At 73.1% G+C, this 24,979-nt stretch carries 24 protein-coding genes; 11 read left to right on the top strand and 13 right to left on the bottom strand.

The window, feature by feature from the left end; genetic code table 11:
• Window positions 1-81 precede the first annotated feature (81 nt).
• Window positions 82-519 carry a DUF4259 domain-containing protein gene (locus ACGRHY_RS19835; RefSeq protein ID WP_394636660.1) on the top strand — a complete coding sequence of 146 codons (438 nt, stop codon included), beginning with the start codon at window positions 82-84 and terminating at the stop codon, window positions 517-519.
• Window positions 520-591: 72 nt separating this feature from the next.
• Here the strand turns inward: ACGRHY_RS19835 and ACGRHY_RS19830 are convergent, their stop codons facing one another.
• From ACGRHY_RS19830 to ACGRHY_RS19810, 5 genes are all read right to left on the bottom strand, one after another.
• Window positions 592-1,614: a methyltransferase gene (locus ACGRHY_RS19830; protein ID WP_394636659.1), complete on the bottom strand. Its 1,023-nt coding sequence runs from the start codon at window positions 1,612-1,614 to the stop codon at window positions 592-594.
• A 278-nt stretch (window positions 1,615-1,892) separates the two neighbouring features.
• Window positions 1,893-2,948 carry a CBS domain-containing protein gene (locus ACGRHY_RS19825; RefSeq protein ID WP_394636658.1) on the bottom strand — a complete coding sequence of 352 codons (1,056 nt, stop codon included), beginning with the start codon at window positions 2,946-2,948 and terminating at the stop codon, window positions 1,893-1,895.
• A complete protein-coding gene (locus tag ACGRHY_RS19820) occupies window positions 2,945-4,756 on the bottom strand; it encodes a GmrSD restriction endonuclease domain-containing protein (RefSeq protein WP_394636657.1) in 1,812 nt (603 codons plus the stop codon). Before ACGRHY_RS19820 ends, ACGRHY_RS19825 begins: the two co-directional genes overlap by 4 nt.
• 275 nt (window positions 4,757-5,031) lie before the next feature.
• Window positions 5,032-7,692 (bottom strand): winged helix-turn-helix domain-containing protein, encoded by a 2,661-nt coding sequence (locus tag ACGRHY_RS19815; protein WP_394636656.1) that lies wholly within the window; start codon window positions 7,690-7,692, stop codon window positions 5,032-5,034.
• A 73-nt stretch (window positions 7,693-7,765) separates the two neighbouring features.
• Window positions 7,766-7,909: a hypothetical protein gene (locus tag ACGRHY_RS19810; protein WP_394636655.1), complete on the bottom strand. Its 144-nt coding sequence runs from the start codon at window positions 7,907-7,909 to the stop codon at window positions 7,766-7,768.
• A gap of 98 nt (window positions 7,910-8,007) precedes the next feature.
• On the opposite strand from ACGRHY_RS19810, the gene ACGRHY_RS19805 reads away from it, so the two are divergent.
• From ACGRHY_RS19805 to ACGRHY_RS19780, 6 genes are all read left to right on the top strand, one after another.
• Window positions 8,008-8,277 carry a type II toxin-antitoxin system prevent-host-death family antitoxin gene (locus ACGRHY_RS19805; protein ID WP_394636654.1) on the top strand — a complete coding sequence of 90 codons (270 nt, stop codon included), beginning with the start codon at window positions 8,008-8,010 and terminating at the stop codon, window positions 8,275-8,277.
• Entirely contained in the window at window positions 8,267-8,725 is a 459-nt protein-coding gene (locus ACGRHY_RS19800) for a type II toxin-antitoxin system VapC family toxin (RefSeq protein WP_394636653.1), read from the top strand. Before ACGRHY_RS19805 ends, ACGRHY_RS19800 begins: the two co-directional genes overlap by 11 nt.
• A 188-nt stretch (window positions 8,726-8,913) precedes the next feature.
• On the top strand, window positions 8,914-9,066 hold the full coding sequence (locus ACGRHY_RS19795) for a DUF397 domain-containing protein (protein ID WP_394636652.1): 153 nt from the start codon (window positions 8,914-8,916) through the stop codon (window positions 9,064-9,066).
• A gap of 412 nt (window positions 9,067-9,478) precedes the next feature.
• Complete coding sequence (locus ACGRHY_RS19790) at window positions 9,479-10,342, top strand: hypothetical protein (RefSeq protein ID WP_394636651.1); 864 nt, start codon at window positions 9,479-9,481, stop codon at window positions 10,340-10,342.
• Window positions 10,343-10,419: 77 nt separating this feature from the next.
• On the top strand, window positions 10,420-11,646 hold the full coding sequence (locus ACGRHY_RS19785) for a hypothetical protein (RefSeq protein ID WP_394636650.1): 1,227 nt from the start codon (window positions 10,420-10,422) through the stop codon (window positions 11,644-11,646).
• Window positions 11,647-11,755: 109 nt separating this feature from the next.
• Window positions 11,756-11,932: a CGNR zinc finger domain-containing protein gene (locus ACGRHY_RS19780; RefSeq protein ID WP_394636649.1), complete on the top strand. Its 177-nt coding sequence runs from the start codon at window positions 11,756-11,758 to the stop codon at window positions 11,930-11,932.
• 28 nt (window positions 11,933-11,960) lie between these two features.
• Here the strand turns inward: ACGRHY_RS19780 and ACGRHY_RS19775 are convergent, their stop codons facing one another.
• On the bottom strand, window positions 11,961-12,551 hold the full coding sequence (locus tag ACGRHY_RS19775; RefSeq protein ID WP_394636648.1) for a CGNR zinc finger domain-containing protein: 591 nt from the start codon (window positions 12,549-12,551) through the stop codon (window positions 11,961-11,963).
• Window positions 12,552-12,698: 147 nt separating this feature from the next.
• Here ACGRHY_RS19775 and ACGRHY_RS19770 point away from each other — a divergent pair, with 147 nt between their 5' ends.
• The gene (locus ACGRHY_RS19770) at window positions 12,699-13,163 is read left to right on the top strand and encodes a VOC family protein (RefSeq protein WP_394636647.1); all 465 of its coding nucleotides are present in this window, start codon (window positions 12,699-12,701) and stop codon (window positions 13,161-13,163) included.
• A gap of 107 nt (window positions 13,164-13,270) precedes the next feature.
• Window positions 13,271-14,263, top strand: coding sequence for a pyridoxamine 5'-phosphate oxidase family protein (locus ACGRHY_RS19765; protein ID WP_394636646.1), 993 nt, complete (start codon window positions 13,271-13,273; stop codon window positions 14,261-14,263).
• 7 nt (window positions 14,264-14,270) lie between these two features.
• Here ACGRHY_RS19765 and ACGRHY_RS19760 read toward each other — a convergent pair whose 3' ends face one another.
• Both ACGRHY_RS19760 and ACGRHY_RS19755 read right to left on the bottom strand, forming a co-directional pair.
• The gene (locus tag ACGRHY_RS19760; protein WP_394636645.1) at window positions 14,271-15,647 is read right to left on the bottom strand and encodes a multidrug effflux MFS transporter; all 1,377 of its coding nucleotides are present in this window, start codon (window positions 15,645-15,647) and stop codon (window positions 14,271-14,273) included.
• A gap of 136 nt (window positions 15,648-15,783) precedes the next feature.
• The gene (locus ACGRHY_RS19755) at window positions 15,784-17,415 is read right to left on the bottom strand and encodes an alkaline phosphatase D family protein (RefSeq protein WP_394636644.1); all 1,632 of its coding nucleotides are present in this window, start codon (window positions 17,413-17,415) and stop codon (window positions 15,784-15,786) included.
• 163 nt (window positions 17,416-17,578) lie between these two features.
• Between ACGRHY_RS19755 and ACGRHY_RS19750 the strand changes: the two genes are divergently transcribed.
• Both ACGRHY_RS19750 and ACGRHY_RS19745 read left to right on the top strand, forming a co-directional pair.
• On the top strand, window positions 17,579-18,499 hold the full coding sequence (locus tag ACGRHY_RS19750) for a PhzF family phenazine biosynthesis protein (protein ID WP_394636643.1): 921 nt from the start codon (window positions 17,579-17,581) through the stop codon (window positions 18,497-18,499).
• A 107-nt stretch (window positions 18,500-18,606) separates the two neighbouring features.
• Window positions 18,607-19,773 (top strand): lactate 2-monooxygenase, encoded by a 1,167-nt coding sequence (locus ACGRHY_RS19745; RefSeq protein ID WP_394636642.1) that lies wholly within the window; start codon window positions 18,607-18,609, stop codon window positions 19,771-19,773.
• A gap of 11 nt (window positions 19,774-19,784) precedes the next feature.
• Here ACGRHY_RS19745 and ACGRHY_RS19740 read toward each other — a convergent pair whose 3' ends face one another.
• From ACGRHY_RS19740 to pheS, 5 genes are all read right to left on the bottom strand, one after another.
• On the bottom strand, window positions 19,785-20,531 hold the full coding sequence (locus tag ACGRHY_RS19740) for an HAD family hydrolase (RefSeq protein WP_394636641.1): 747 nt from the start codon (window positions 20,529-20,531) through the stop codon (window positions 19,785-19,787).
• A 104-nt stretch (window positions 20,532-20,635) separates the two neighbouring features.
• Window positions 20,636-21,094 carry a cupin domain-containing protein gene (locus ACGRHY_RS19735; protein ID WP_394636640.1) on the bottom strand — a complete coding sequence of 153 codons (459 nt, stop codon included), beginning with the start codon at window positions 21,092-21,094 and terminating at the stop codon, window positions 20,636-20,638.
• A 330-nt stretch (window positions 21,095-21,424) separates the two neighbouring features.
• Window positions 21,425-21,595 carry a hypothetical protein gene (locus tag ACGRHY_RS19730; protein ID WP_394636639.1) on the bottom strand — a complete coding sequence of 57 codons (171 nt, stop codon included), beginning with the start codon at window positions 21,593-21,595 and terminating at the stop codon, window positions 21,425-21,427.
• Window positions 21,596-21,827: 232 nt separating this feature from the next.
• Window positions 21,828-23,897, bottom strand: coding sequence for a phenylalanine--tRNA ligase beta subunit-related protein (locus ACGRHY_RS19725; RefSeq protein WP_394636638.1), 2,070 nt, complete (start codon window positions 23,895-23,897; stop codon window positions 21,828-21,830).
• Window positions 23,894-24,928, bottom strand: a complete 1,035-nt coding sequence (pheS, locus tag ACGRHY_RS19720) for a phenylalanine--tRNA ligase subunit alpha (RefSeq protein ID WP_394636637.1) — start codon at window positions 24,926-24,928, stop codon at window positions 23,894-23,896. Before pheS ends, ACGRHY_RS19725 begins: the two co-directional genes overlap by 4 nt.
• Window positions 24,929-24,979: the final 51 nt, after the last annotated feature.

Raw genomic sequence — 24,979 nt, 5'->3', positions numbered from 1 at the left:
AAAGCGCGTCCCGCTTCCTCATGACGGCCGCTGTCACCGGCCGCTGCGATGATCGCCGCACGCCAACGCGAGGAGATCAACATGGGAACCTGGGACATCGGCCCCTTCGAGAACGACATGGCCGCGGACTTCGCCGGCGCCCTGGACGGGACGGCCCCGGACGAACGCGAGAACCTCGTACGCGCGACGCTCGGCCGCGCCGTCCGGGCCCGCGACTACCTCGACGGCTCGGAGGGCGAGAAGGCCGTCGCGGCCGCCGCTCTCGTCGCGGCGCAGTGCCCGGGCGGTGAGCCGGTCGGCACCGGCTACGGGCCCAAGGAGGCCCTTCCCGCTTTCTCCGGCGACCTCCGGCCGCTCGCCGTCGAAGCGCTCGACCGGGTGGTCGCCGGGGAGTCCGAGCTCGCCGAACTCTGGGACGAGACGTCCAACGGCCCGAAGTGGCGGGAGAGCATCGGCCGCCTCCGCGCCGTCCTCGCGCCCGAATCCGGTCCCCGCGAGGAAGCACCGCTCGTTGTCTGACCGGTGACCCGGTGTCACGGATCGCGGAACATGGGCCGGACCCACGCACGACCCCGGTCCCCCGGGCGGCGTTCAGCCGGTGGCGAGTTCGATGACGGCCAGGCGGCCGGCGTGGTGTACCGCCACGGTGCGCAGACCCGCACGGGCGGCGAGTGCGGTGAGTTCGCCGACGCCGCGCTCCCGGCCGCCGAAGTAGGCGAGCATCCGCAGGTCCATCTGGGTACTGGGTGACCCGCCGTCGGGGCCGGTCATCTCGATGACGAGGACACGGCCGTGCTCCCCCGCCGCCTGTCCGCAACGCCGCAGGATGGCACGGGCCGCGTCGTCGTCCCAGTCGTGGAGGATCGCGCACAGCAGGTAGCCCCCGGCGCCCGGCGGCAGTGCCTCGAAGAAGTCGCCGGGTACGGCGTCGCCCCGGTCGGTCAGACCGGCCGCCTCCAGGGTCCTGCGGGCGGTGGCCGCGGTGTCGGGCTGGTCGAGGACGGTGCCCCGCAGTGCGGGATACGCGCGCAGCAGGGCGGTGAGCAGGGTGCCGTTGCCGCCGCCGACGTCGACCACGCTGCCCAGCGACTCCCAGTCGTAGGCGGCAACGATGTCCTCGGCCCAGGTGGCCACGTCGGTGCCCATCCGGGCGTCGTAGGAGGCGGTGAGCGCGGGGTCCGCCGCCAGGTCCTCCCAGAAGGGCTTGCCGAAGTGCGCGGGGAAGGCGGCTTCGCCGGTGCGCACGCTGTGCGGCAGTTGGACGAACGCCAGGTCGGCGCGGCCGATGGCGCCGTCGAGGTCCAGCACGTCACGGAGGCCGGAGGGGTGGTCGCCGCGCAGTTCCCGGCCCCGTGCCGTCAGGGTGTAGCCGCCCGAGGGGTCCTGCCCGAGCACGCCCACGGAGACGAGGTGGCGCATCGTCCGGTCGAGCGCGTCGGTGTCGCTGTCCGTGGCGGCGGCCAGTTCCGGTGCCGTCCGCAGTCCCGCCGTGATGTGGTCGGCGAGCCGCAGGGTCGCCGCCACGCGCAGCGCCATCGGCGTCACCAGGTTCGCCATCGCCCACAGCCCCGTCCCGGCCGGGGCGTCCTCCGTCACCAGGCCCTCCTCCGCCATCAGGTCCTCCTCCGTCCCGGCACACGAAGGCAGCAGTCTGGTGGCCCCGGGCAGCGGGCGGCAACCGGTTATCGGCCCGATGCCCGCCGTGCGGCCGCGCGGCGGGGAGCGGTGCCGGCGCGGCGGGCCGCCGGAGGGGAGGGGCGCCGGCGTCAGCGAGGGCATGGCGGCCGGCGGTAGGCCCGTCGCGGGTACGCGGACCGTGTCGGCGCACGCTCTCGGAGCCGGCCGGTCCCCGCCGGGGGCGGGAGCTGCCCGCCCCCGGCAGGGGGACCGGCTCAGGTGAGGCGGCGGAGCAGGGTGACGAACTGGAGCAGTTCCTCGGTCTTGCCCGGTGGCAGCGGTTCGGGGTCGAAGTGGGCGATCTTGTTGCGGATGCGGCGCACCCGGTCGAGCTGGCGGACGAACTCGTCGCGGTCCACCGCCCTGTCCCAGCCGAGCGCCGCCCAGTTGCGGTCGGCGGCGGCACAGGCCGCCTCCTTGCGGGCGCCGTGCTTGTTGCGCTGGTCGCCGTCGAGGAGCTTGACGTAGTCGCCGAACATCAGGTCCGTGATCCGGCCGGTCTTCTCCCGCATCTGGACGGCCCTGACGGCCTCGGCGGGAATCTTCGGGCCCAGGCACCTGCGCAGCCGGTACTCGATCTCGCCGACGAGGAAGAACGGGTGCGCGGTGTCGTCGAAGCGCTCGGTGATGTCGGCCGCCGTGACGATGCCGGTGACCGTGCCGTCGTTCTCCCGCACCAGCACGTAGCCGTGCTCCCGGATGGTGGGCAGCAGGGAGAAGAACTCCTGGTAGGTCTGGGCGACCGGCGGGTCGGGCTCGACGGCGTCGTCCGGCTCCAGGTCCTTCCCCCTCGCGAGGAGCATGGCGACCGAGCGCCAGGTGACGACGCCCTTGAGGGCGGAGTCGCCGTCCAGGACGGGCACCTGCGAGTAGTTCTTGGTCTGCATCAGGTACATCGCCCGGGTCAGCGGGGCCCCGGGCGCGACGCACTCGACGCCGCGGCGGGCGGCCGGGATGTCGCCGATGGTGAAGGGCTGCTGGGGCAGCGCGCCCCAGGGCAGGCCCTCGTCCTCCTCCTCGACCTCGCTGTCGGGGACCGTCCCCGAGGCGGACCGCAGGAACACCACCCGGAACTCCTCCCGCAGCCGGCGGGAGGCGAAGTCCGGGTCCGTGGTCAGGCCGGCGTCCTTGAGGGCCTGGGTGATGTGCAGGACGGTCTGGTCGTCGCGCGTGCGCACGCCGAAGACCTCCAGCAGGCCGGAGACCGTCAGCGTCCGGCCGCCGAGGGCGCGCAGCTCCTCCTCCGAGGGGGTGTGGGGCACGGCGTTCACCGGGTCTGCGCCTCACGGAAGACGGTCTGCTTGCCCATCGCGGCCTTCACCAGCTCCAGGAGCTGCTTGGCGCGGCCGTCGTAGAAGCGCTCGAAGTCGCCCTCGTGGAGGGCGGCGGGGTCGATGAGATGGGTGGCGAGCACGTCGTCGAACCACTCCGGGCGCATGCCCGACTCCTGCACCAGCGTCTTCAGATAGGAGTGCGGGGGGCCCACCATGCTGCGTCCGGCCCGCAGGGACAGCGGGGTCTTGTTGACGATCGAGTTGACGCGGCGGGCGTACTCGCCGGGGGCGTTCTTCTCGACCCAGTTGCGGGGGAAGATCTGGCGCACGTCCACGTTCTGCTCCACCAGGCGGGCCGGGGTCAGCGGCGCCTCGGTGAAGTACCAGTCCACCGCGCCCTGCTTGACCAGCAGGGCGTAGACGCCCTTGTAGGCGGCGCTGTTGCGCGTGGCCAGGCTGTCCAGGCGGTCGTCGAGGAAGGCCGCCTCGGCCACCGTGTCGGGGGCGGGGGCGTCCGCGTCGCGGATCCAGGCGATGAGCTGCTCCACATCGCGCGGGAAGCGGCTCTCGACACCGCCGCCGTACATCTCACCCAGCACCCCGCACCAGTACCACCGGTCGATGCGCTCCTCGGCACCGGGCGCGTCCGTCTCGGCGCCGACGATGGCCCGCACGGCGGCCAGCGGGACGAGCTGGGTGCGGTAGGGCAGGTCGGTGGTGCGGACGATGGCCTGCCGCTGGAGGAAGGCGCCCACCCAGTGGAAGGCGTCGGCCAGACGGGGCGCCAGGCGGTCGAAGTCGGCCAGCGGCAGGTCCAGCAGGTCGCGGCGCTTGCAGGAGACCGCGGCGCGCGGCTCCTCCTGCTTGCGCTCCCAGGTGCGCACCAGGGCGACGGCCTGGAGGAAGTCGCTGCTGCTCAGGCCGTCCTCGACGCCTGCCTCCGGGCGGCCGAAGACTGGGTGGGCGGAGGTGAGCTTCCGCTTGATCGCGGACCACACGTCCGGCAGTCGGTAGTAGTCGCCGTGCCCGGCGACGTGCTGCTGGTCGCCGGCGTAGGTGGCGGTGAGGAGCTCGAAGACGTTGAGGGGGACGCCGCCGGTGTTGACGCGCTCGAAGACGGCGCAGACCGCGTCCATGGTGGTGGAGGCCGCGAGCTTGATCATCGGGACCTGGAAGGACTTCACGTTGTTGAGGACGTTCTCCTCGAACTGCGACCAGCGGTCCCAGTTCTCGTCGGCGATCCCGACGAAGATCCTCTTCCAGGCGTTGACCTTCTGGGTGTCGAACACCAGGTGGATCGGGAAGTGGCCGGCCGCGCACTCCAGCTCGGGCGTGGTCAGGTCGACCGTCTCCCGGCGGGGGAAGCCCGTCTTCAGCATCCGGTCCTCGGGGACGGAGACCACCGCCTCGTCGCGCTCGGAGGGCGCGCCGATCGCCTTGGCGATGTCGACGTAGTACCAGCGCCTGAGCTGCTTGCCCCGGGTGTCGACCGTCTCGACCGGGTCGCCGCGGTGCAGGGCCTGGAAGAGGGAGGTCATGCGCTGCTGGCCGTCCAGCAGGAGCAGGTCGGGCACCCTCTCCTCCATGCCCTCGGCCCCCTTGAGGGCGCGGGCCTTGAAGGGGGACTTGCCGCCGGTCTCCAGGGCCATCACCACGCCGAGCGGGTAGTCGAGCGTCACGGTGGCGATGAGCGCCCGGATGCGCTCGTCGTCCCACTTCCAGTCGCGCTGGAAGTCGGGGAGCTGGAGGACCCCGGAGGCGACGTCCCTGAGGACGTCCTTGAGCTTCGGACTGTCGAGCGCCACGCCGTCTTCCCCACGTTCTGCTGATTGTTCAAAACGCAATTGCAGCAAGGCACTTGACGAAGCGTCAAAAGTCTCCTTCGCTTCCGCCCGCACCACCGTGGGGATTCGGCCAGGGTGCGGGGGCTGCGCGCGAGGCGGCGGCCGGCGGGGCCGTGGCGGGGCGGCCACGGGAATCCGGTGCTCAGGGGGTTACGGGAGGAGCGCCCGGTTCGCCGGGCCGCCGCCCGCCCGGCGCCCGGCGGGGCCGGGCATCCGGCGCGTTTTCGCCGCCCGTTCTACTCTCCTGTGGTCGTGCCGGTTTCCCGGCGGCGGTCCTCGACGATGGCCGTCCAGCGGGCCCGGACCCGCTCCCGCCCGTCCAGCCAGCGCGCCTGGGGCAGGCCGGGTGGGGGCTCCTGCCCCGTCATGAGGTGGGACAGCTCCGCCAGGTACGCGAACTCCTCGCCGCGTACGCACTCCCCCAGCCGGATACGCGCCTCGGCCAGCAGGTCGGGCGAGCCGAGGACCGCCGCGTGCAGGCACGCGGCGAACCGGGCGTAGGCGGCCGAGGACGTCAGTCCGGCCTCGCGTGCCTGCACGGCCGTCTCCTCAGCCCGCTGCGGCAGGTCGGGGGCGGCGCCCGCGTCCCGCACGAGGGCGGCGATGCGGGTCTGGATCTCCGCCCACCGGATCGACACCCCCTGAAGCATCTCCTCGGCGCGGGCGATCTGCTCGGCCGCGCGGGGGCGGTCCTGGAAGGCGGCGGCGAAGGCCAGGCACGCCTGGGAGAGCGCGGCCTCGCCCGGCTGACCGAGCCGCAGCGCCTCGTCGCGTCCCGCGGCGTACGAGGAGCAGGCCAGGGCGGTGTTCCCCTGGGTCCACCACAGATCGCCCAGGACCCGGTCGCGGCGGCCCTCCGTCCCGAGGGTCTCGGCGGCCTCCCGTACCTGGGGGAAGCGGCCCACCCGGCGGGCCAGGTGCACCAGGCCGCGTGCGGCGGTGGGGGCGAGCCGCCCCCCGGAGTCGGCGACCTGCCTCATCCCCTCCAGGGAGCGGTCGAAGTTCCCCAGGTCCCGGTCGCACTCGGCGAGGAAGTACCGAGGCAGTTCGAGCAGCGGCCCGGGCAGCCGCCCGGAGTCCAGGACCGCGCGCAGCCGCCCGGCGGTCAGGCCGCGGTGCTGCCTCTGGCGCCGGGCGATGGCGGACAGTGCCGTGGCCAGCGCCTCGGCCGCGCTCCCGATCACGTCCGGGTCCGCTGCGGCCTCGGGGGAGCCGGGGATCTCGACGGGCTCCCAGACGAAATCGTCGACGTAGCGGAAGGCCGCGTCCGTCAGCCACCCCAGGTCCAGGCCGTGGTCGCGCGCCAGACGCATGCCCTGCCGCAGAGCGGCCACCAGGCGGGTGCGGTCTGCCGCCGCCTCGCGGCCCAGGGCGTCGAAGGTGCGCTGCGCGGCCCGCCGCCAGTCGGCCGCGCTCCAGCGGTCCTCACTGGTGGAGTCGGCCTCCCGGACCGCTTCCCGGACCAGCTCGTGAATCCGGTACGGCCAGGGCGCGCCCGGGTCGTCGTCCACGAACGGGCGCTCGACCAGTTCCAGCGCGGGGGCGTCGTGGTCGAGTCCGGCGGCGGCCGAGGCCAGTTCCACGGAGAAGCAGTCCAGCAGGCTCACCGCGCGCAGCACGTGCCGCACGCCCGGGCTCAGGTCGCGGAAGGTCCGCGCGACCAGGGCGGGGAAGTCGAGGTTGAACTCGCTCGGCTGCGGGGCCCGCCCGTACCGTCGGTACAGGTCCAGAAAGCGCATCACCGCGAGGTCTAAATACAGCGGCAGGCCATGGGAGTTGGCGGTCACCAGATGCCGGGTCCGCTCGTCCATCAGCGGACGGCCCTCGACGGTGAGCCGTTCGCACAGATACGTCTCGCAGTCCTCCGCCGACAGGTACCCCACGGTGTGCTGGCGCGGCTCCCCGCTCGCGCCGCCCGCGAGCTGGGGCCAGAAATGCGCCCCCGCCCAGTCGAGCTGGCCCTCGAGCTTCGGGTCGTCCCACTGGAGCCGGTTGCGGCCGGTGACGACGAACAGTGTGTTGGGCATCAGCCACACCACGCGCTGGATCAGTCGCTCCAGATCGCGGTGGACGCGGTCGCCGACGTCCTCGAAGGTGTCCAGCAGGACCACCAGTGTCGCCCGGTGCTTGTCCGGCACCCGGCTCAGGTCCCACGCCAGCAGGTGGGCGTAGTAGCTGAGCGCCTCCAGGTCCGCGTCGGCCTCCAGCAGGTCGGCCAGCCGCCGGCACTCGGCCAGCGCCCGCACCTGGTGCCGGCGTTCCCGCAGCGCCCGTACCAGTGAGCGCAGCCCCTGGCCGACCAGCGCACCCGCCGTGCCGGGCAGTGCCACCGCCTGCGCCACGTCGGCCAGGGCCGACTGCATCTGCCCCGACATCGTCCGCGTGCCGGGGAAGCGGCTGAACCAGGTGCGGCGCCGCAGGTACTCCTCCAGCGGCTCACCGGGGTGGTTGCGCTCCCAGTAACGCTGGAGGGCGATGTCGAACGTCGGCATGGGCTGTCCGAGTTCCGCGGCGGCCAGCCGGAGCGCCAGCATCAGCGACTCGAAGTCCCCGCCCGAGTCCCGGGACAGGTCCACCCGGACCGGCACCACCCGGCCCGCCTCCGGGCCGAGCGCGGGCCAGTCGCCCCGGCCTCCCTCGCCGTCCGCCAGGTGCTCGGCGATGCCGCGCGACAGCGTGGACTTGCCGATGCCGCCCACCCCGTAGAAGACGAGCACGTTGCGGCGGGGTGACTCCAGGTCCTCCACGTCGAACCCGGGCTCCCGTACCCGCCGGTTGTGGCGTATCAGGCTCTCCGCCACCGTGTCCCACTCGTCCCGCCGGTCGGCGAAGAAGTCGACCGCCTTCACCTCGTGGTCGTTGGACCGGAACAGCGCCCGCAGATCCGACCGAGACACCCAGACACCCCCGACTCACGTGTTCTCCGGTCACCCAAGCGCATCAGGGCGCTGACCGCCAGTCAAGCGGGGGTCACTCTCCGGGCAGCGCAAGAGCGCCGGGGGCGCTCTTGCGCTGCCCGCACACCCCCGCGCCCACCGGCTCGAAACCGGCGAGGGGCCGCCTTGTCATCAGCAGGCTGCCCGCCCCCGCAGAACCGGATGTCACGAGCGTCACGGGAGCTCATCGGCCGTGGGCTTCTTGCACCGCGATGTCGGCATACCACCGTGCCACCAGGTAGCACGGTGCGGCACATCCGGCGTATCCTGAGCCGTATGACCGCACAGCCCGAGATCACCCAGCGCGACCTGCGCAGCAGGTCCAAAGAGATCATGGACGCCGTCCAGGCCGGACAGTCGTTCACCGTCACCCGGGACGGCCACGAGATCGGCGAGCTGGTCCCGCTGCGGCGGCGCAGGCGGTTCGTCCCCCGGGCGGAGTTCGCGGCGATGTCCCGCACCGCCCCGGGCATCTCCCTGGACGCCTTCCGCGCGGACCAGGACCGCACGGCCGAGCAGGAGGCGGACGACCCCTATGCCCGCTGAGCACCGTCAGGGCCTGATCGACACCAACATCATGATCCTGCGCAGGTGGGTGGACCCTGATGAGTTGCCCGTCGAGATGGCGATCAGCGGTATCACCCTGGCGGAACTGTCCGCCGGTCCCCACGAGGTGCGGCGGAACGAGGAGCAGAGCGACTACGACGAGCACGCCGAGCGCGCCAGAAGGCTCGACGTGCTCCAGCGTGCGGAGAACGAGTTCGACCCCATCCCGTTCGGCGTCGAAGCGGCCCGCGCCTACGGCCGGGTCTGCGCCGCCGTGATCTCCGTCGGCCGCAAGCCCAGGCGTCGCGTGGCCGACCTGATGATCGCCTCCGTGGCGGTGGCCGAGAACCTGCCGCTCTTCACCACCAACCCCGATGACTTCAAAGGGCTGGACGACCTCCTCACCGTGGTTCCCGTGACCCGCCCGGTGGTACCGCACGAGCAGTGACTCCCGGCTGCGGCAAGGCCGTTGACGTCGGTACCGGTCCACGGCCTGTGCCCCGTAGCGCGACCAGACCGAACCGGCGAACGTCCGCGAGAGCGTCCGGGCCGGCCGGTCCACCACGTCACAGAGGAGTGCCGCTCATGGACCGTGAACGCCACACACCTTCTGTCTCCGCGGAAATCACATGGCGCGTGAGCAGCCACAGCGGCGGGCAGGGCAACTGCGTCGAGGTGGCCGACGACGCACCCGGCACAGTCCCCGTCCGCGACAGCAAGCGCCCCACCGGCCCCATGCTCGGCATCAGCCCGGGCGCCTGGGGCGCCTTCCTCGACCACCTGCGCTGACCGGGCGGCCGTGCCGACGTCCTTCGGCAGGATCCCGTGCGTTCCCCGTCGGCGGCCTCTAGGCTGATTCTGGGACCCTGCGTCACCAGTCGGTGACGCAGGGGCGGGTCACGTCGAGCCTGCCACTTCATCCTCGTGAGGGACGCAGATGCCAGCGAACACGCCACCCGGGGCACCTCAAGGCCCCGACACCGCCGGTCAGGAACCACAACCGTTACCCCAGACTCCTCCGCCGCCGACTCCACCCGCTTCCCCTCCCTCGCCACCGGAGTACTCGAGCGCACCCCGGCAGACGACCTCCGCGGGCGGCGGGCCGCCCGAACCATCTGTGCTCACCCTGATCGGCGACGCCCGCGTACCCGGCACGGCCGGCCTGCCGCCCCGCAGGAGATGGAAAGTATGGGGTGGAGTCATGGCCCTCTCTCTCATCCTGTTCATCGGCGCGGCGGTCGTCGGCTACGCGATCGGCTACGTAGGGGACTCGCAGACCCAGCAGGACCGGACGGCGAACGAGAAGCGGGCGGAGGAGGTGGAAGACCGGAAGGAAGAGCCGTTCACTGCCACCGTCGAGTACGACGACAGCCCGCCGGAGGTCTGGAAGATCGTACTGGACCGCACCTTGACGGAGGCGGAGCAGAAGAGACTCTCAGCGTTCCGCGTCTCCGAGGAGGCGAGGAAGTACCTCACGTCGCTGGGCGGACGCACCATCCGGTACACGTCTCTCCTCAACAGCGACCCCATGGACCTCGTCCCCCAGGCAGGAGGAAACTCAACAGTGTTCAAGATGAACCTGTTCAGCAAACGGGACACCCAGCTCTCGATCACCGACCTGAAGGCCGTCGACGTCTCTTGCCGGGAGCCCACGGCCAAGGCGGTCATCGTCTTTCCCCCGCAAGGAGGTGCCGCCTACGAGGGGATCCTCTACAACCTGGCCAAACCAGACCTTGGGCCCATCATCACTGACGAGAAGTACCAGGGGGAGCACTACTTCAGCCGTCGGAAGATCAACCTCGGCGGCGGCGAGTCGCCCGGCGGCCTCAGGGTCGAGGCAGTCACCCAGAGGCAGTCCTGCACATGGGAGTTGGAGGCCCACTACCGCGACGCGTACCAGAATTTCGGTACCGTCAGGCTGAGGCACGGCGACAAACCCTTCTATGCCGAGGGAATCCCCGCCCGCCCGCAGCAACTCTGGTATATGAACATCGGCGCACAGGCCGGCGAGGACATGTGGCTGTCCTGCGGCGATGACACCGAGGACCCCTTCTGCCAGTCATGAGTGGAACACCGCTCGCAGGAGGGCTCCACGCCGTCCCGGTGATCGGGCTGGCTCCCGCATCTTCCAGGAAGGGACGCATGATGCGCTTGTCGCGGTCCGGGGCGGGCCTGCTGGCCACCGCCCTCCTCCTCACCAGCGTGGTCGGGTGCGTCGGCTCCAGCAGCCGCGCCGGGCCGGAAACCGGTGACTCCGCCTCGCCCCAACCGACGGCGGCGACCGCCGGGGGTACGCGGGACGGCGGCAACCGGCCCCGGGGATGGGAGCGGGTGGTGACTGCTGAGTGCGGGATGGGCGCCCGACTCGGCTCAGTTACGGTCAGAGGCTGGAACCCGCACACCTGGAAGCGGCTCTGGGAGAGGTCGTTCGCTGTGACCGGCAAGATCGCCTTCGGCTCGGGGCCGGACGCCTTCCTCACCCCCTTGTTCGACCTGTGCCGGACTGACCCGCTCAAGGCCGCCTACCAGTCCGATGCCCTGGAGCGAGTGGTGCCCCGGGCCCGTGCCGTGTTTGACCGGAACTTCACCAGGATGGCCGTGGTCCTGTACGGACCGGACGGCGGCAGAGAGGAGTCGCACGTCGGATTCGTCGACGTGCAGGAGGACGGCGCTGGCGACCTGATCACCGATCTCACCGAGCGGGGCGGGGACGGCGGGCAAGCCCCGAGGGAGGAGAACGCGGTCTTCTCGCCGGACGGAGCCCGGATCTGGTTCACGTACCGGGCATCCGACGGCCGTCGGCGGATTGGCAGCCGGTCGGTCACCGGCGACTCCTCTCTGAAGGACGAAGGGCCGGCCACCGACCGGAATCTGCCGCTCTTCGTAGTGGGCGAACCGCAGCGCGGCATCCAGGCGGAGATGGTGCGCTTGTCGCCGGACGGACGCCTGATGACGGCGCGGACCGACGAGCTGAACGGAAAAGTCCTCTTCGAGGTCCCCGCCGCATCCACCGCACTGACTCCTGGCACCGCCAAGGGAGCCCGGGAACTGGAGGGGTGCTACCACGCAGTCGGTTGGACTGGGTCGGACACTGTGCTGTGCCGTACGGCGGAGGGCGACATCAGGACCTTCGGCACCAGCGCCAGCGCAGCCCCCGGCCCCGTCCTGGTGCCTGCCAACGGCACGGTGAACGAAGGCATGGTCGTCTCCCCTGACGGCCGCCGGTTCGTCTTCGTCAAGCACCCGCCCGGTGACCCTTACGAGGGATTCCAAGGCTTCTACGCGTCCGGCACAGCTCCGGGCGAACAGCCCGAGAAACTGCCGGTTGACAGCCTCGAGGGTCGCACGCTGTTCCTCGAATGGCGCTGAGCGCGCCGACCACCGGGTCCTGTCGGCCTGAGATCCGGGACAAGCAGCGGACCTGGCCGAAGACGGGGACGGGGCCGAGTCCGATCCCCGCCTGGTCCTGCTGGGCGCGGTGGCCGTCTCCGGCGTGGAGCTGCTGGCGGGTCCGGGGCGGCACGACGTGCGCGCCTGCGCGGCCCCGGGCTGCGTCCTGTACTTCGTCAGGACCCACCGGCGCCGGGAGTGGTGCACTCCGGCCTGCGGCAACCGGGTGCGGGTCGCCCGCCACAACAGGCAGCGGCGCCCCTGATCCGCCGGCGCCCCGGGCCCGCCGGCCGCTAGCGGTCCTCGCGGCGGCGGGTGCGGGCGTAGTGGCGTGAGGCCTTGGCGCGGTTGCCGCAGCCGGACATGGAGCACCAGCGGCGGGTGCCGTTCCTGGAGACGTCGTAGAAGTGCAGGACGCACTCGTCGTTGGCGCAGGCCCGGATGCGGTCGGGGGCGGCGCTCACCAGGCGCAGGTAGTCGTCGGCGGCCAGCCAGGGCGCCAGCCAGGCGGGATCGTCGGTCTCGGCCCGTTCGGCCGGGCCTTCGGGGCCGAGGGTGCGCAGGACGCGCCCCCGCGCCAGGACGGCGTTGAGCCCTTCCCGGGCCCGGCCGTCGCCGGGGTCGGCGACGACGGCCTCAAGCGCCTCGCGGGCGGCGAGGGTGGCGGCCAGGGCGGCCGGGACGGCGCCGGCCCTCTCCAGCAGGCCGTGACCGGCCAGCCACACGCCGAGTCCTTCGAGGCTTTCCAGCAGGTCGTGCCGGACGCCGTTGTCGATCCACCGGGTGTTGAGCAGGTCCAGGCTGAGCGGCTCGCCCAGGAGCGGCCTGGGGTCGGCGCCGGCCGGTCCGGCCGGCGGGACCGGGTCTTCCACGCCGGTACCCATACGCGTTCCTTCCGTCGGCTGTTCGCCACACCACCCTAACCGGCTATCGGGCTTTAAGAGGTTGCCCCTTCTTGGACCTAACCTTTAAAGTCACTTTCAACGGTTGACCCGGGATGGCCCCGGGCTCCGCGCTGGAGGTGCTTCGCCATGTCCGCTACCGCCGCCCCCGCCGCACTGCAGACCGGACACATCGGCCTGAACGTCACCGACCTGGACCGTTCGCTGGACTTCTACCGGAAGGTCTTCGGGTTCGAGGTCCAGGGAGAGGGCCGCGAGCCCGGCCGCGCCTTCGCCTTCCTCGGCCGCGAGGGCCGCCTGATGGTGACCCTGTGGCAGCAGAGCGAGGGCGCGTTCGCACCCGGCCTGCCCGGTCTGCACCACCTGTCCTTCCAGGTGGAGACGGTCCAGGAGGTGCGCGCGGCCGAGGAGGTGCTGCGCGGCCTGGGAGCGGAGTTCAAGTACGACGGCGTCGTCCCCCACGGCGAGAGCGCCGCCTCGGGCGGGGTCTTCTTCACCGACCCCGACGGGATCCGGCTGGAGATCTACGCCCCGACCGGTGCCGACTCCGTTGCGGCCCCCGTCGCCTCCGCTCCCACCTGCGGCTTCTTCTGATCCCCCAGCCCGGCCGGACGGCCGCCGCTTCCTGGCCCGGCGGCGTCCGTCCGGCCGAACCGTCCGCCCCCGTCCCGCCGAACCGCACGCACCGAGGAGTGACCACCGTGACCAGCCCCTACCACCGCGGCGAGCGCGAGGCCCAGGAGCGCGCGGGCCTGCGGAGGAAGGCCGAGATCTCCGGGCGCGCGATCCGTGACACCGTGCCGCCCGTGGCGGCCGCCTTCCTCACCGAGCAGCGCCTGCTGGTCGCCGGAGCCGCCGACGAGCGTGGGGAGGTGTGGGCCACCGTGCTCACCGGCCCCGCGGGGTTCCTGTGCGCCGAGGGCGAGCGCAGCCTGTCCGTCGCGGCACGCCCGGCCCCGGACGACCCCCTGGCGTCCGTCCTGGAGCGCCCGGCCCGCCTGGGGATGCTCGCCATCGACGCCGCCTCCCGGCGGCGGATGCGGATGAACGGCACGGCGCGCCCGCGAGGCGACGGGCTGCTCGTCGACCTCGACCAGGTGGTGGCCAACTGCCCCAAGTACATCCAGCGGCGCACCCCTTTGGCGGAGGATCCGGGTAAGCCCTCGGTGCCCCCCGCCGCACGGCCGGCCGGGGTCCGCCGCGGCGACCGCCTCGACGACGGGCAGCTGCGTCTCCTGGCCCGCGCCGACACCTTCTTCGTCGCCACCGCCGACGAGCACGGCCGCGCCGACGCCTCCCACCGGGGCGGCAACCCGGGCTTCCTCCAGGTCCTTGCGCCCACCCGGCTGCGCTGGCCCGACTACACGGGCAACGCGATGCTCCTGACTTTGGGAAACCTACTGGTCAATCCGAGGGCGGGCCTGGTGGTGCCCGACTACGCGACCGGCGCCACCCTCCATCTCACCGGCACCGCGGAGATCGTCTGGGGCGCGGGGACCGCCGAGGACTCCAGGGGCCCCACAGGCTCCGGGGACTCCGGAAGGGCCGGGGACGCGGAGACCGGCCGCACGGTGGAGTTCACCGTCACCGGCGTCGCCGAGCTCCCCGGCACCCTGCCCGCCGGATGGAGCCCGCCGGAGTTCTCACGCTTCAACCCCGCCGTACCCGGGGCAGGTTCGGCGGGCGTCGCCTGAGTCACCGTCAGGCCCGTACGCGTCCCCGCCCGCGCCTGGGCCGGCACAGCGCGGCGAAACAGGCAATCGCGACGAGCGCGCACACCAGTTGCACCACCGCCATCGGCACGGCGGTGTCCTCGCCCGCGACGCCCACCAGCGGGGAGGCGATCGCGCCGACGAGGAAGTGGGAGGTGCCCAGCAGGGCGGAGGCGGAGCCCGCAGCGTGCGGAGTGCGCATCAGGCCCTGGGAGTTGGCGTTGGGCAGCACCAGCGCCATGGCGGACATCAGGGCGAACAGGCCGGCGGAGACGGGGAGGAGCCCGGCCTTCCCCAGCAGGCCGGAGGTCATCACCAGCAGGGCGATGGCCGAGAGCAGGACCACGCCCAGGCCGACGGCGATGACGCGGTCCAGGCAGACGCGGCCGACCAGGATCCTGCCGTTGATCTGGCCGGAGGCCACCAGGCCGATGGAGTTGACCATGAACAGCAGGCTGAACGTCTGCGGCGAGGCGCCGTAGATCTCCTGGATGACGAACGGCGAGGCCGCCACGTAGGCGAACAGGGCCGCGAAGCCGAAGCTGCCCACCAGCAGATAGCCGGTGAACGTCCGGTCGGCGAAGAGGCCGCGCATGGTGCGCAGGGCGTCGGCCACGCCGCCGCCGTGCCGCCGCGCCGGGGGCAGGGTCTCCGGCAGCCGCCAGGCGGTGACGAGGGCGAGGACGAGACCGAAGGCGGCGAGCACGAGGAAGACGCCGCGCCAGTCGGTGAACCGCAGCACCTGCCCGCCGAAGACCGGTGCCAGGACCGGGGCGGCGCCGGAGATCAGCATCAGGGTGGAGAAGAAGCGGGCCATGGCCAGCCCGTCGTACAGGTCGCGCACGACCGCCCGGGCGATCACGATGCCCGCCGCCCCCGCCAGGCCCTGCAGCAGCCGGAAGGCGGTCAGGGAGTGGATGCCCGGCGCCAGTGCGCAGGCGGTGCTGGCCAGGACGTAACCGGCCATGCCCGCCAGCAGCGGGCGGCGGCGGCCGAAGCGGTCGCTCATGGGGCCGATGACGAGCTGGCCGACGGCCAGGCCCAGCAGGCAGGCGGTGAGGGTGAGCTGCACCTGGGCGGCCGGGCTGCCGTAGGCGGTGCCGACGTCGGGCAGCGCCGGGAGGTACATGTCCATCGACAGCGCGGGAAGGGCGGTGAGGCTGCCGAGGATGAGGGTGATCAGCAGTCCGGCGCGGGCGGGGCCGGTGGGCCGGGCCGGCCGCGGGCTGCGGTCCGCTCCCCGACCGGCCTTCAGGGGGCCGGACCCCGGCGGCCCGGGCTCCCGGGGGCCGGGGGCCGGGGGCGCGGGGAGCTGCTGGGGTATCTCGGGCTCGGCGGCGGCCGGGGACGGGCCGGGGTCGGTCATTCACCTCTCCAGATTCGACGGAACCGTCCGATCATCCCAGGTTTCCCGGCTCCGGCGCACCGCCTTTGTCCAGTACCCGGACAAACCGCCCGGCCGACCCGCCCGGGGCGCCCGGGTCAGGCCGGGTCAGGCCGGGTCAGGCCGGCAGCAGCCCCGGCTCCCCGGCGGGCGAGACGAAGGACGCCGCGGTGGTGACCGGCGCGCCCGGGGTGGTCACGGCCGGCACCGTGCGGTAGTCGGCGCGCAGCCGCTCGCGGTCCAGGCCGAGCATCACGTAGCCGCGCCGCCCGTTGTAGTAGCGCAGGTGCGGGTTGGCGGTCATCAGCGTCTGCCAGTTGGCGGGCCGCTCCGCGCCGTCCCGGCCGCTGGTGATGGAGGATGTGACGATCTCCACACCGGCGGTGCGCGAGTCCGGGTCGTCGAAGTCCCGCTTGACGTCCAGCCCGTAGTGGACGTGGACGTCGCCGGTGAGGACGACGAGGTTGTCCGCGCCGGCCGCCTCCGCGTCCGCCAGGAAGCGCTCGCGGGCGCCGGGGTAGCCGTCCCAGGCGTCCATGGAGACCGGCCAGGGGCCCTCGGTCCGGTTGCGGCGGCGGGAGAGGACGACCTGCTGCGGCACCACGTTCCACAGCGCCCGCGAGCGGCGCCAGCCGTCTGCCAGCCAGCGCTCCTGGGTGGCGCCGAGCATGGTGCGCGAGGGGTCCTGGGACTCGGGCGTGGGCACCTTCCAGCCGTCGCCGTTGGCCTGGTTGTCGCGGTACTGGCGGGTGTCGAGCACGTCGAGCTGCGCCAGGCGGCCGTAGTGCAGGCGCCGGTAGAGCCTCAGGTCGGGACCCCGGGGGCGCTGGGGGCGGCGCAGCGGCATGTTCTCGTAGTACGCGCGGTAGGCGGCGGCGCGGCGGACGAGGAACTCCTCCGGCGGCACGTTGTTCTCCGGTATGCCGCCCGCGTAGTTGTTCTCCGTCTCGTGGTCGTCCCAGGTGACGATCCACGGGTGGGCGGCGTGGGCGGCCATGAGGTCGGGGTCGGTCTTGTAGAGGGCGTACCGCAGCCGGTAGTCCTCCAGCGTCACCGTCTCCCGGGCGAACACCTCCGGCAGCGTGCGGCCGGTGTACTTGCGGTCGCCGCCGGCGGAGTCGACGGCGTACTCGTAGAGGTAGTCGCCCAGGTGGAGGACGGCGTCGACGTCCTCCTCGCGGGCCAGGTGGCCGAAGGCGGTGTAGTAGCCGTGGTGGTAGGCCTGGCAGGAGGCGAGGGCGAAGTTCAGCGAGGCCGGCACCGCACCGGGCGCGGGGGCGGTGCGGGTGCGGCCGGCGGGGCTGATCCAGCGGCCGGCGCGGAAGCGGTAGTGGTAGTCGCGGCCGGGGGCGAGGCCGCCGGCCTCCACGTGCACGGTGTGGTGGAACTCGGGGTGGGCGACGGCCGCGCCGCGCGCGGCCACGTGGCGGAAGCGCTCGTCGCGGGCGATCTCCCAGAAGACGGTGACGCGCTCGGCGGGCAGCCCGCCGTCCGGCTCGTACGGCCTGGGGGCCAGGCGGGTCCACAGCACCACGGAGTCGTGGCGCGGGTCTCCGGAGGCGACGCCCAGGGTGAAGGGGTCGCCGGTGATCCGGGCGGGGTCGAGGGCGGGGGCGGCGTGGGCGGTGGAGGGCAGGTTGGTGCTCAGGGCCAGGGCGGCGGCCGCTGCGGTGACGGTCAGGAAGCGGCGGCGGCCCGGGTGGCGTGCGGCGGCTCTGAGTTCTGCGTCGGCGCTCGGCGAGTGCGTCATGCACATGATTGCAGCGTTCCGGGGCGGCGGCGCGACGGCAACACGTTGGCGCGTACACGACGCTTTTATGGCGGGCGGGTGACGCGAACCGTGCGGCGGGACGCGTTCCGCCCTCCGGCGCGGGGCCGGAATACGGGCCGGGCGGCGCGGGGTTGGGCCGGACATGACCACCACGGAGACGGGGTCCGGGGCCCCGGACGTACTGCGCTACACGGCTTTCTCATCCGACCCGGACGGCGGCAACCCGGCCGGAGTCGTCCTCGACGCGCGCGGCCTGGACGAGGCGCGGATGCTCGCGATCGCCGCCGGGGTCGGCTACTCGGAGACGGCCTTCCTCACTCCCCCGCCCTCGGACGGGGACCCGGGCGCGGACCCGGGGCGCGGCTTCACCGTGCGCTACTTCAGCCCGGCCGCCGAGGTGCCCTTCTGCGGGCATGCCACGGTGGCCGCCGCCGTCGCGCTCGCCGAGCGGATCGGGCCGGGCGAGCTGGTCTTCGCCACCCCGGCCGGGACCGTGCCCGTCACGGTCGCCGAGGACGGCGGCGCCCTGCGCGCCACGCTGACCAGCGTCGAGCCGTACGTGGCCGAGATCGGCGGGGACGACCTGGCCGAGGCGCTGGCCGCGCTCGGCTGGCAGGCCGGCGAGCTGGACCCCCTGCTGCCCGCCCGCATCGCCTACGCCGGAGCCCGGCACCTGGTGCTCGCCGCCGCGACCCGCGAGCGGCTGGCCGCACTGGACTACGACTTCGGGCGGCTGCGGGCGCTGATGCTGCGGCTGGACCTGACCACCCTCCAACTGGTCTGGCGCGAGGGGGAGCCGGGCGGCGGGACGGGGGCGGGACCGGGCACGGTCTTCCACGTCCGCGACCCGTTCCCGGTCGGAGGCGTGGTGGAGGATCCCGCCACGGGGGCGGCCGCGGCGGCTTTCGGCGGGTATCTTCGCGCCCTGGGCCTGGTCACCGCGCCGGCGGTCCTCACCCTCCACCAGGGGCACGACATGGGCCGGCCCGGACTGCTGGAGGTCGGGCTGCGCGAGGACGACCCGCGCGTGCGGGTGTCGGGAGCGGCGGCCCGCATCGGGTGATGCGGGGAACCGAGGGAAGGGACGGACGGAACATGGACGAGTCGGGCGGACCGGCCGGGATACCGGGCGCGGCACAGGATGCCCGGGGCGCACAGGATGCCCGGGGCGTGCCGGGCGCGAACTTCGGCGCGTACCAGAGCGAGATCTACCTGAACGGCCTGGGCGGACAGCTCCCGCCGTTCACCACCGACCTCACCGCCCTGGAGGCCTCGGCCCGCGAGCGGCTGGAGGACGGGCCGTTCCGGTACGTGGCCGGGGCCGCCGGGTCCGGCGCCACGGACCGCGCCAACCGGGAGGCGTTCGACCGGTGGCGGATCGTCCCGCGCATGCTGCGCGACGCCACGGTGCGCGACCTGGGCACCACCGTGCTGGGCACCGAGATGCCCGCGCCCGTGCTGCTGGCGCCCATCGGTGTGCAGTCGATCGTCCACCCCGACGGCGAACTGGCCACCGCGCGGGCCGCGTCCGCCCTGGGCGTGCCCATGATCCTGTCCACCGCCTCCTCCCACACCGTCGAGGAGGTCGCGCGGGCGGGCGGCGACGGGCCGCGCTGGTACCAGCTCTACTGGCCGAACGAGGACGACGTCTGCGTCAGCATCCTGCGGCGGGCGAAGGCGGCGGGCTTCACCACGCTCGTGGTCACCCTCGACACCTGGACCCTGGCCTGGCGCCCGCACGACCTGGACCTGTCCTACCTGCCGTTCATCCGGGGCGTGGGCACGGCGATCCCCTTCTCCGACCCGGCCTTCCTCGCCGGGCTGGACAAGTCGCCGGAAGAGGACCTGATCTCCGCGGTGCTGCGCTGGGTGCCGATGTTCACCGGCACCGACAAGTCCTGGGACCGGCTGCCGTTCCTGCGCGAGCACTGGGACGGTCCCATCGTCCTCAAGGGCGTCCAGCACCCGGACGACGCCCGGCGGGCGGCCGACGCCGGCATGGACGGCGTCGTGGTCTCCAACCACGGCGGCCGGCAGGTGGACGGCGCGGTGGCCTCGCTGGAGATGCTGCCGGAGATCGCCGCGGCGGTCGGCGACCGGATCGAGGTGCTGTTCGACTCCGGGGTGCGCACCGGCGCGGACGCCCTCAAGGCACTGGCGCTGGGCGCGCGGGCGGTGCTGATCGGCCGCCCGTACGCCTACGGCCTGGCGCACGGCGGCGAGGAGGGCGTACGGCATGTGCTGCGCTCCCTGCTGGCCGATCTGGACCTGACGCTGGGGCTGTCCGGCCACCGCACGCCGTCGGAGCTGTCGCCGGATTCGCTGCGGCGCGCCTGAGACGGTAAGCCTCAGCCGGCGGGGGCGGCGAGGGCGGCGGGCAGCTCGGCCAGGGAGCGGATGACGCGCACGCCCTCGGCGGGCGCCCCCTGCCGGGTGCCGCCCCAGCCGGTGTCCCCGCGGTCCAGCCAGTACGCGTGCAGGCCCGCGTCCCGCGCCCCCACCGCGTCGACCTCGTGGTCGTTGCCGACGTAGGCCACCTCGCACGGCTCAAGGCCCAGCAGGGCGCAGCCCGCCAGGAAGATGCCCGGCGCGGGCTTGGCCTCACCGTGCTCCACCGAGCAGACCAGCGCGTCCCCGAAGTACCCCAGCAGGCCGATGGCCTCCAGCTTCTCGCGCTGGTGCGGCAGTGAGGAGTTGGAGACCGCTCCGAGGCGGTAGCGGGGCGCGAAATCGGTCAGGACGGCCGAGGCGCCGTCCACGGCCCTGCGGGCGGCGTCCCGGCGGTCCGTGTAGCCGGCGAACCACGCGCCGGCCTCCTGGTCCGGCATGCCCTGCGCGTCCGGCTGCCCGAGGCGGGCCAGGAACCGGCGCACCCGGGCGCACCGGTGGGCGGCGAAGGTGATCTCGCCGGCGGTGTAGCGGGCGTACTCGGCCCGGGTGACCTCCCGCCAGAGCCGGACGGCCGCGGCGGGCTCGGGGAAGCGGTGCAGCAGGCCCTCGGCCCGGAGGTGGGCCAGCAGCCCGGCCTCGTCCGAACCCGAGTAGTCGAACAGCGTGTCGTCGATGTCGAACAGCACCCCGCGTACCGCCACCATGCAGCCCCTCCCCGCCCTCCCGCCCGGGCGCCCCGGCGGCTGCCCGGCCTCACTGTGCCGCGAGCATGACACGCGCCGTCACACCGGCCAAGGGTGTCCTTCGGTCACTCTCCGGCGTACTCGCCGGGCCCCCCGGCCCGCTCCGCCTCCTCGGCGGCCTCCGCGTCGGCCTTCGTGCGGTGCACGGCGCCGTGCGGGTGCCCGGGCGGGGCGTGGAGGGAGTACAGCTTCAGTGGCTCGTCGCCGGTGTTGACCACGTTGTGCCAGGTCCCGGCCGGAACAAGGACCACCCAGTCGTCGACGACCTCCCGGTCGAAGGACATCCGGTCCCTGTCCGGCCCCATCAGCACCCGGCCCCGCCCGGCCTCCACCCGCAGGAACCGGTCGCGGTCGATGTGCGTCTCCGGGCCGGTCTCGCCGCCCGGCCCGAGGCTCATCACCGTCAGCTGGAGGTTGGTGCCGGTCCACAGCGTGGTGCGGAAGCGGTCGTTGGTCAGGGTCGCCTGCTCGATGTCCAGCGCGTGGGGGCGCGGCCCGTGGTCCCTGAACGCCTCGGAGCTCATGGGGGTAGTCCTTCCGTCGCGTACCGGCATTATCGGCGCCGACCGGCGCCCGGGCGGGGACCGCCGTTCCGGCGCGCACGGGCCGCTCACCGAGCGTGGCGGCCCCCGGCCCGCCTCGGGGGAGCCCCTCCGGGCGGCCGCGGGCGCCGCGCCCCCGGGGCCTCCGGCACCCGGACACGGCCCGGCCCCGGTCGCTCAGGCGCCTCCCGGGAGGCGCGTGAGCGACCGGGGCCGGGGCTCCGCCGCCGGGCCGTACGGGCGTGGGCGGTCACCTCGCCCGGAACGACGCCGGGCGGTGGAGCCGCCCCGGAGGCGTCCGGAACGGGCCTGTCACCACCAGCCGTTGATGGAGGCGGCCGATGTGTGCTCCTGCGCCGTCGGCGCCCCGGCGGAGAGCGGGCACTCCCCGGCCGCGGCCGGACCGGCCGCCGCGAGACCGATGAGAGCGGAGCCGGAGAGCAGAGCCGCGGCGGTGAAGGTGTTCCTGAGCCACTTGGACATGGCGGTCCCCCGTCGGATGATGTTTCCTCACACGAAGGAGGGCATCAACTCCATTGATGAAAGCGGTAGTTCTACCGCATCCCCCCTGGCCTCATCCTGCGTCCGGTGGACGAAGCGGTCCAGACGTACCCCCTTGCGCCCTCCGGCCATGGCAGGCAGACGCCAACCCCGCCGGCGGCGGGAAGGCCCTGGCCGCCGGGGGACGGCCAGGACCTCGGGGACCGGCGCGGGGTCAGGTCCGCAGGTGGACGCCGTCCGGACCGAAACGGTCCGTCACGGCGCCGACCAGCAGGTCCAGCACGTCACCGAACTTCTCGGCGGGACGCGCCGGCTCGCTGTCGAACCGGAGCAGGTAGGTGACGGAACGCCGCGTGGTGTCCGCCGGGTCCGGCAGGAACACGTCGGTGACCTCGATGGAACGCAGCCAGTCCGGCGCGGCCTCCCGCATGACCGCGAGGACGGCCTCGCTCGGCACCGGGCGAGGAAGGACGAAGTCCAGCATCTTCTCGACCGCCGGGTCCTCCCGGAACGGCGCCCGCGGCCCCCGGTCGGACCGCACCGACCAGGCGCCGAGGTCGAACTCCAGGTAGACGGGCCGCTTGCCGCCCAGGGCGGCGCGGCGCCGCACATCGGGATGCACCTCGCCGCACACACCCGCCGGCACCCCGTCGGCCAGCAGCAGGGCACTGCGGTGCGGATGCAGGAAGTCCGCCAGCGGATGCCGCTCCGGCAGCCGCTCGACGGACAGCTCCAGACCGCACCGCAGCGCGCACTCCTCGGCCGCGCCGCGCAGGAAGAAGAAGTCCGCGACGGCCGGCTTGCCGGACCACAGGTCGTCCTGGAGCGCGCCGGAGGCGATCGCCCAGAGCACCGGGCGCTCGCGGCAGAGACCGTTCTCGGCGCCGGCGGCGGGCTCGAAGACCCTCGTGACCTCGAACAGGCGGATGCGCTCCTGCTTGAACCGCAGGTTGGCGCCGACCGCCGCCACCGCCTGGGCCAGGCAGTTGTTCTTCAGCATCGAGTAACGGCGGTCCTCGGCGTTCGCGATGCCCACGTGCGCGGCGAGCGGGTGCCCGTCCGGCGGGCCGAGCAGCTTCAGCGTGTCCTTGCCGTAGAAGCCGTCGGTGAACGTCTCCTGGAAGCCCAGGCCGACCAGTACGCCGCCGACCGCCGCGACCAGGGCCTCCCGGGGCGTGAGCACCGCACCCGTGCTCGCCGGCAGCGGCGCGGCCGGCAGCTCGTCGAAGCCGATGTGCCGGCCGATCTCCTCGTAGAGGTCCTCGGTCTCCCTGACGTCCCAGACACGGGTGCCGGGGACCTCGAACTCTCCCCTCGCGACCTCACGGAAACCGTACGCCGCCAGCCGCTCGGCGACCTCCGCGGCGTCCAGGCCGGTGCCCAGGAACGCCGAGGCCCGCGCCGCGTCGACGGGGAGCGTGGGCAGGGTGCCCTCCCACGCCCGCGCCTCGCGGGTGGGCCCGGAGCGGCGGGCGGCCTTGACCGCGTCCAGCAGCGCCAGCGCCCGTCCTGCCCCGGCGTGCACGGCCGTCGGGTCGGCGCCGCGCTCGAAGCGCTGGGACATCGCGTTGGACAGACCCATCCCGGTCGCCGCGAGCCGGACGGACACCGGGTCGTAGCAGGCCGACTCCAACAGCACCCTCCGGGTGCCGGCGGTGACGCGGGAGTCCTCGCCGCCGATCACGCCCGCCACCGAGAGGATCTTCTCCTCGTCGGCGACCACCAGCGTGGCCTCGGGAAGCTCCCGTGCCTCCTCCGCGCCGACGGGCCGGAAGGACTCCCCGGGACGGCTCCCCCGCACCTCGACGGCGCCCACCACCCGGTCGGCGTCGTACACCTGGACCGGCTGCCCGAGTTCGGTGTTGGCGGCCTCCGCCGCGTCGAGCACGGCGACCCCGGTGTGCGCGGCGGACGTCTTCAGCCGCCCGACGGTGTCCGGGGGGAGGTCCGCCGTCGCGTCGAAGACCTCCAGCGGGGTGAGCGTGTAGGCCAGGCAGAGAGGGGAGGACACCGAGGCCGGCGGCCCGGCGCCGACCTCCGGCGGGTCGACGTCGAGCGGGGCGAGAGGGAGACCGAGGCGGGCTGCGAGCTCGCGGGCGACGCCCGCGTAGCAGCGGTGGTCACCGCGGTTGGCGAGGAACTCCAGGGTCACCGAGGTGTCGGCGCCCGCGGCGACGATGCTCTTGACCTCCAGGCCGGATTCGTCCAGAGCGTTGCGGAAGGCGGCGGGGTCGTCCGTGAGTCCCGGGAGGAGGGCACGCAGACCTGTGATCGTGAGTTTCACTGGCGGCCTCGGTGAAGGTAGTCCAGCAAGCGCTGGTCCGAACTGTAGAGCGGTCGTACTTTGGAGACGCCCAGCCACTGCGCGGTCATCCTGGTCGTGCCCCAGCCGAAGGCGATGCCGGTGATCCCGTCCCGGTCGTAGCCGAACTCGCGCAGGACGGCCGGGTGGATCATGCCGGCGCCGATGATGGTCACCCAGCCGATCTGGTGGCAGGCGTCGCAGCCGTCCCCGCCGCAGTTGGTGCAGGCGATGTCGAGGCCCAGCGAGGGCTCGGTGTACGGGTAGTACTTGGGCTTGAAGCGGAACTTGACGTGCTCGCCGTACAGGGCGGTCGCCATGAAGACGACCAGGCTCTTCAGGTGCCCGACGTTCAGCCCGGGCTCCAGCCAGAAGCCCTCGAGCTGGTGGAACATCGCCAGGTGGGTGGCGTCCACCGCCTCGTTCCGGTAGACGCGGCCCGCTGCCGCGATCTTGATCGGCGGTTCCCGCCGTTCCCCCAGGACCCGTGCCTGGATCGTGGTGGTGTGCGAGCGCAGCAGCTTCTCGGCGTCGAGCCAGAAGGTGTCCTGCATGTCGCGGGCCGGGTGGTGCTTCGGGATGTTGAGGGCGTCGAAGTTGTGGTAGGCGTCCTCGACCTCCGGCCCGTCGCCGCGCTCGAAGCCGAGCCGGCGCAGGACGGTCAGGCAGCGCTGCTCGACCTGGGTGAGCGGGTGCCAGGAGCCGGTACGCGTCACCTGTCCCGGAAGGGTGATGTCGAGCCACTCGGCCTCGAGCTGCTTCGCCGTCTCCGCCTTGCGAGCGGTCTCGCCGGCGGCGTCGATCTCGCTCTTGATGTGCCGGGAGAGCTCGTTCAGCTCGGCCGCGTAACTCCGGCGCTCGTCCTCGGGCATCTGCGAGAGGCGGCGGAACTCCTCCTTGAGAACGCTTCGGCGGCCGAGGAAGGCGGTGCGTAGCGCCTCCAGCTCGACACGTTGTGTGGCCTTGGACAACTCCTCGTGGAAGGAGCGCCGCAGGTCCTCGATGTCTGTCAACTCACCCACTCCATTGCTCGATCCGTCGGCCGGAGCCCACCGGCCGTCTGC

The organism is Streptomyces shinuiensis, assembly GCF_043660855.1.
Taxonomy (GTDB): Bacteria; Actinomycetota; Actinomycetes; order Streptomycetales; family Streptomycetaceae; genus Streptomyces.
The sequence above is the reverse complement of the archived record's forward strand: the minus strand, read 5'-3'. Positions and strand labels throughout refer to the sequence as shown.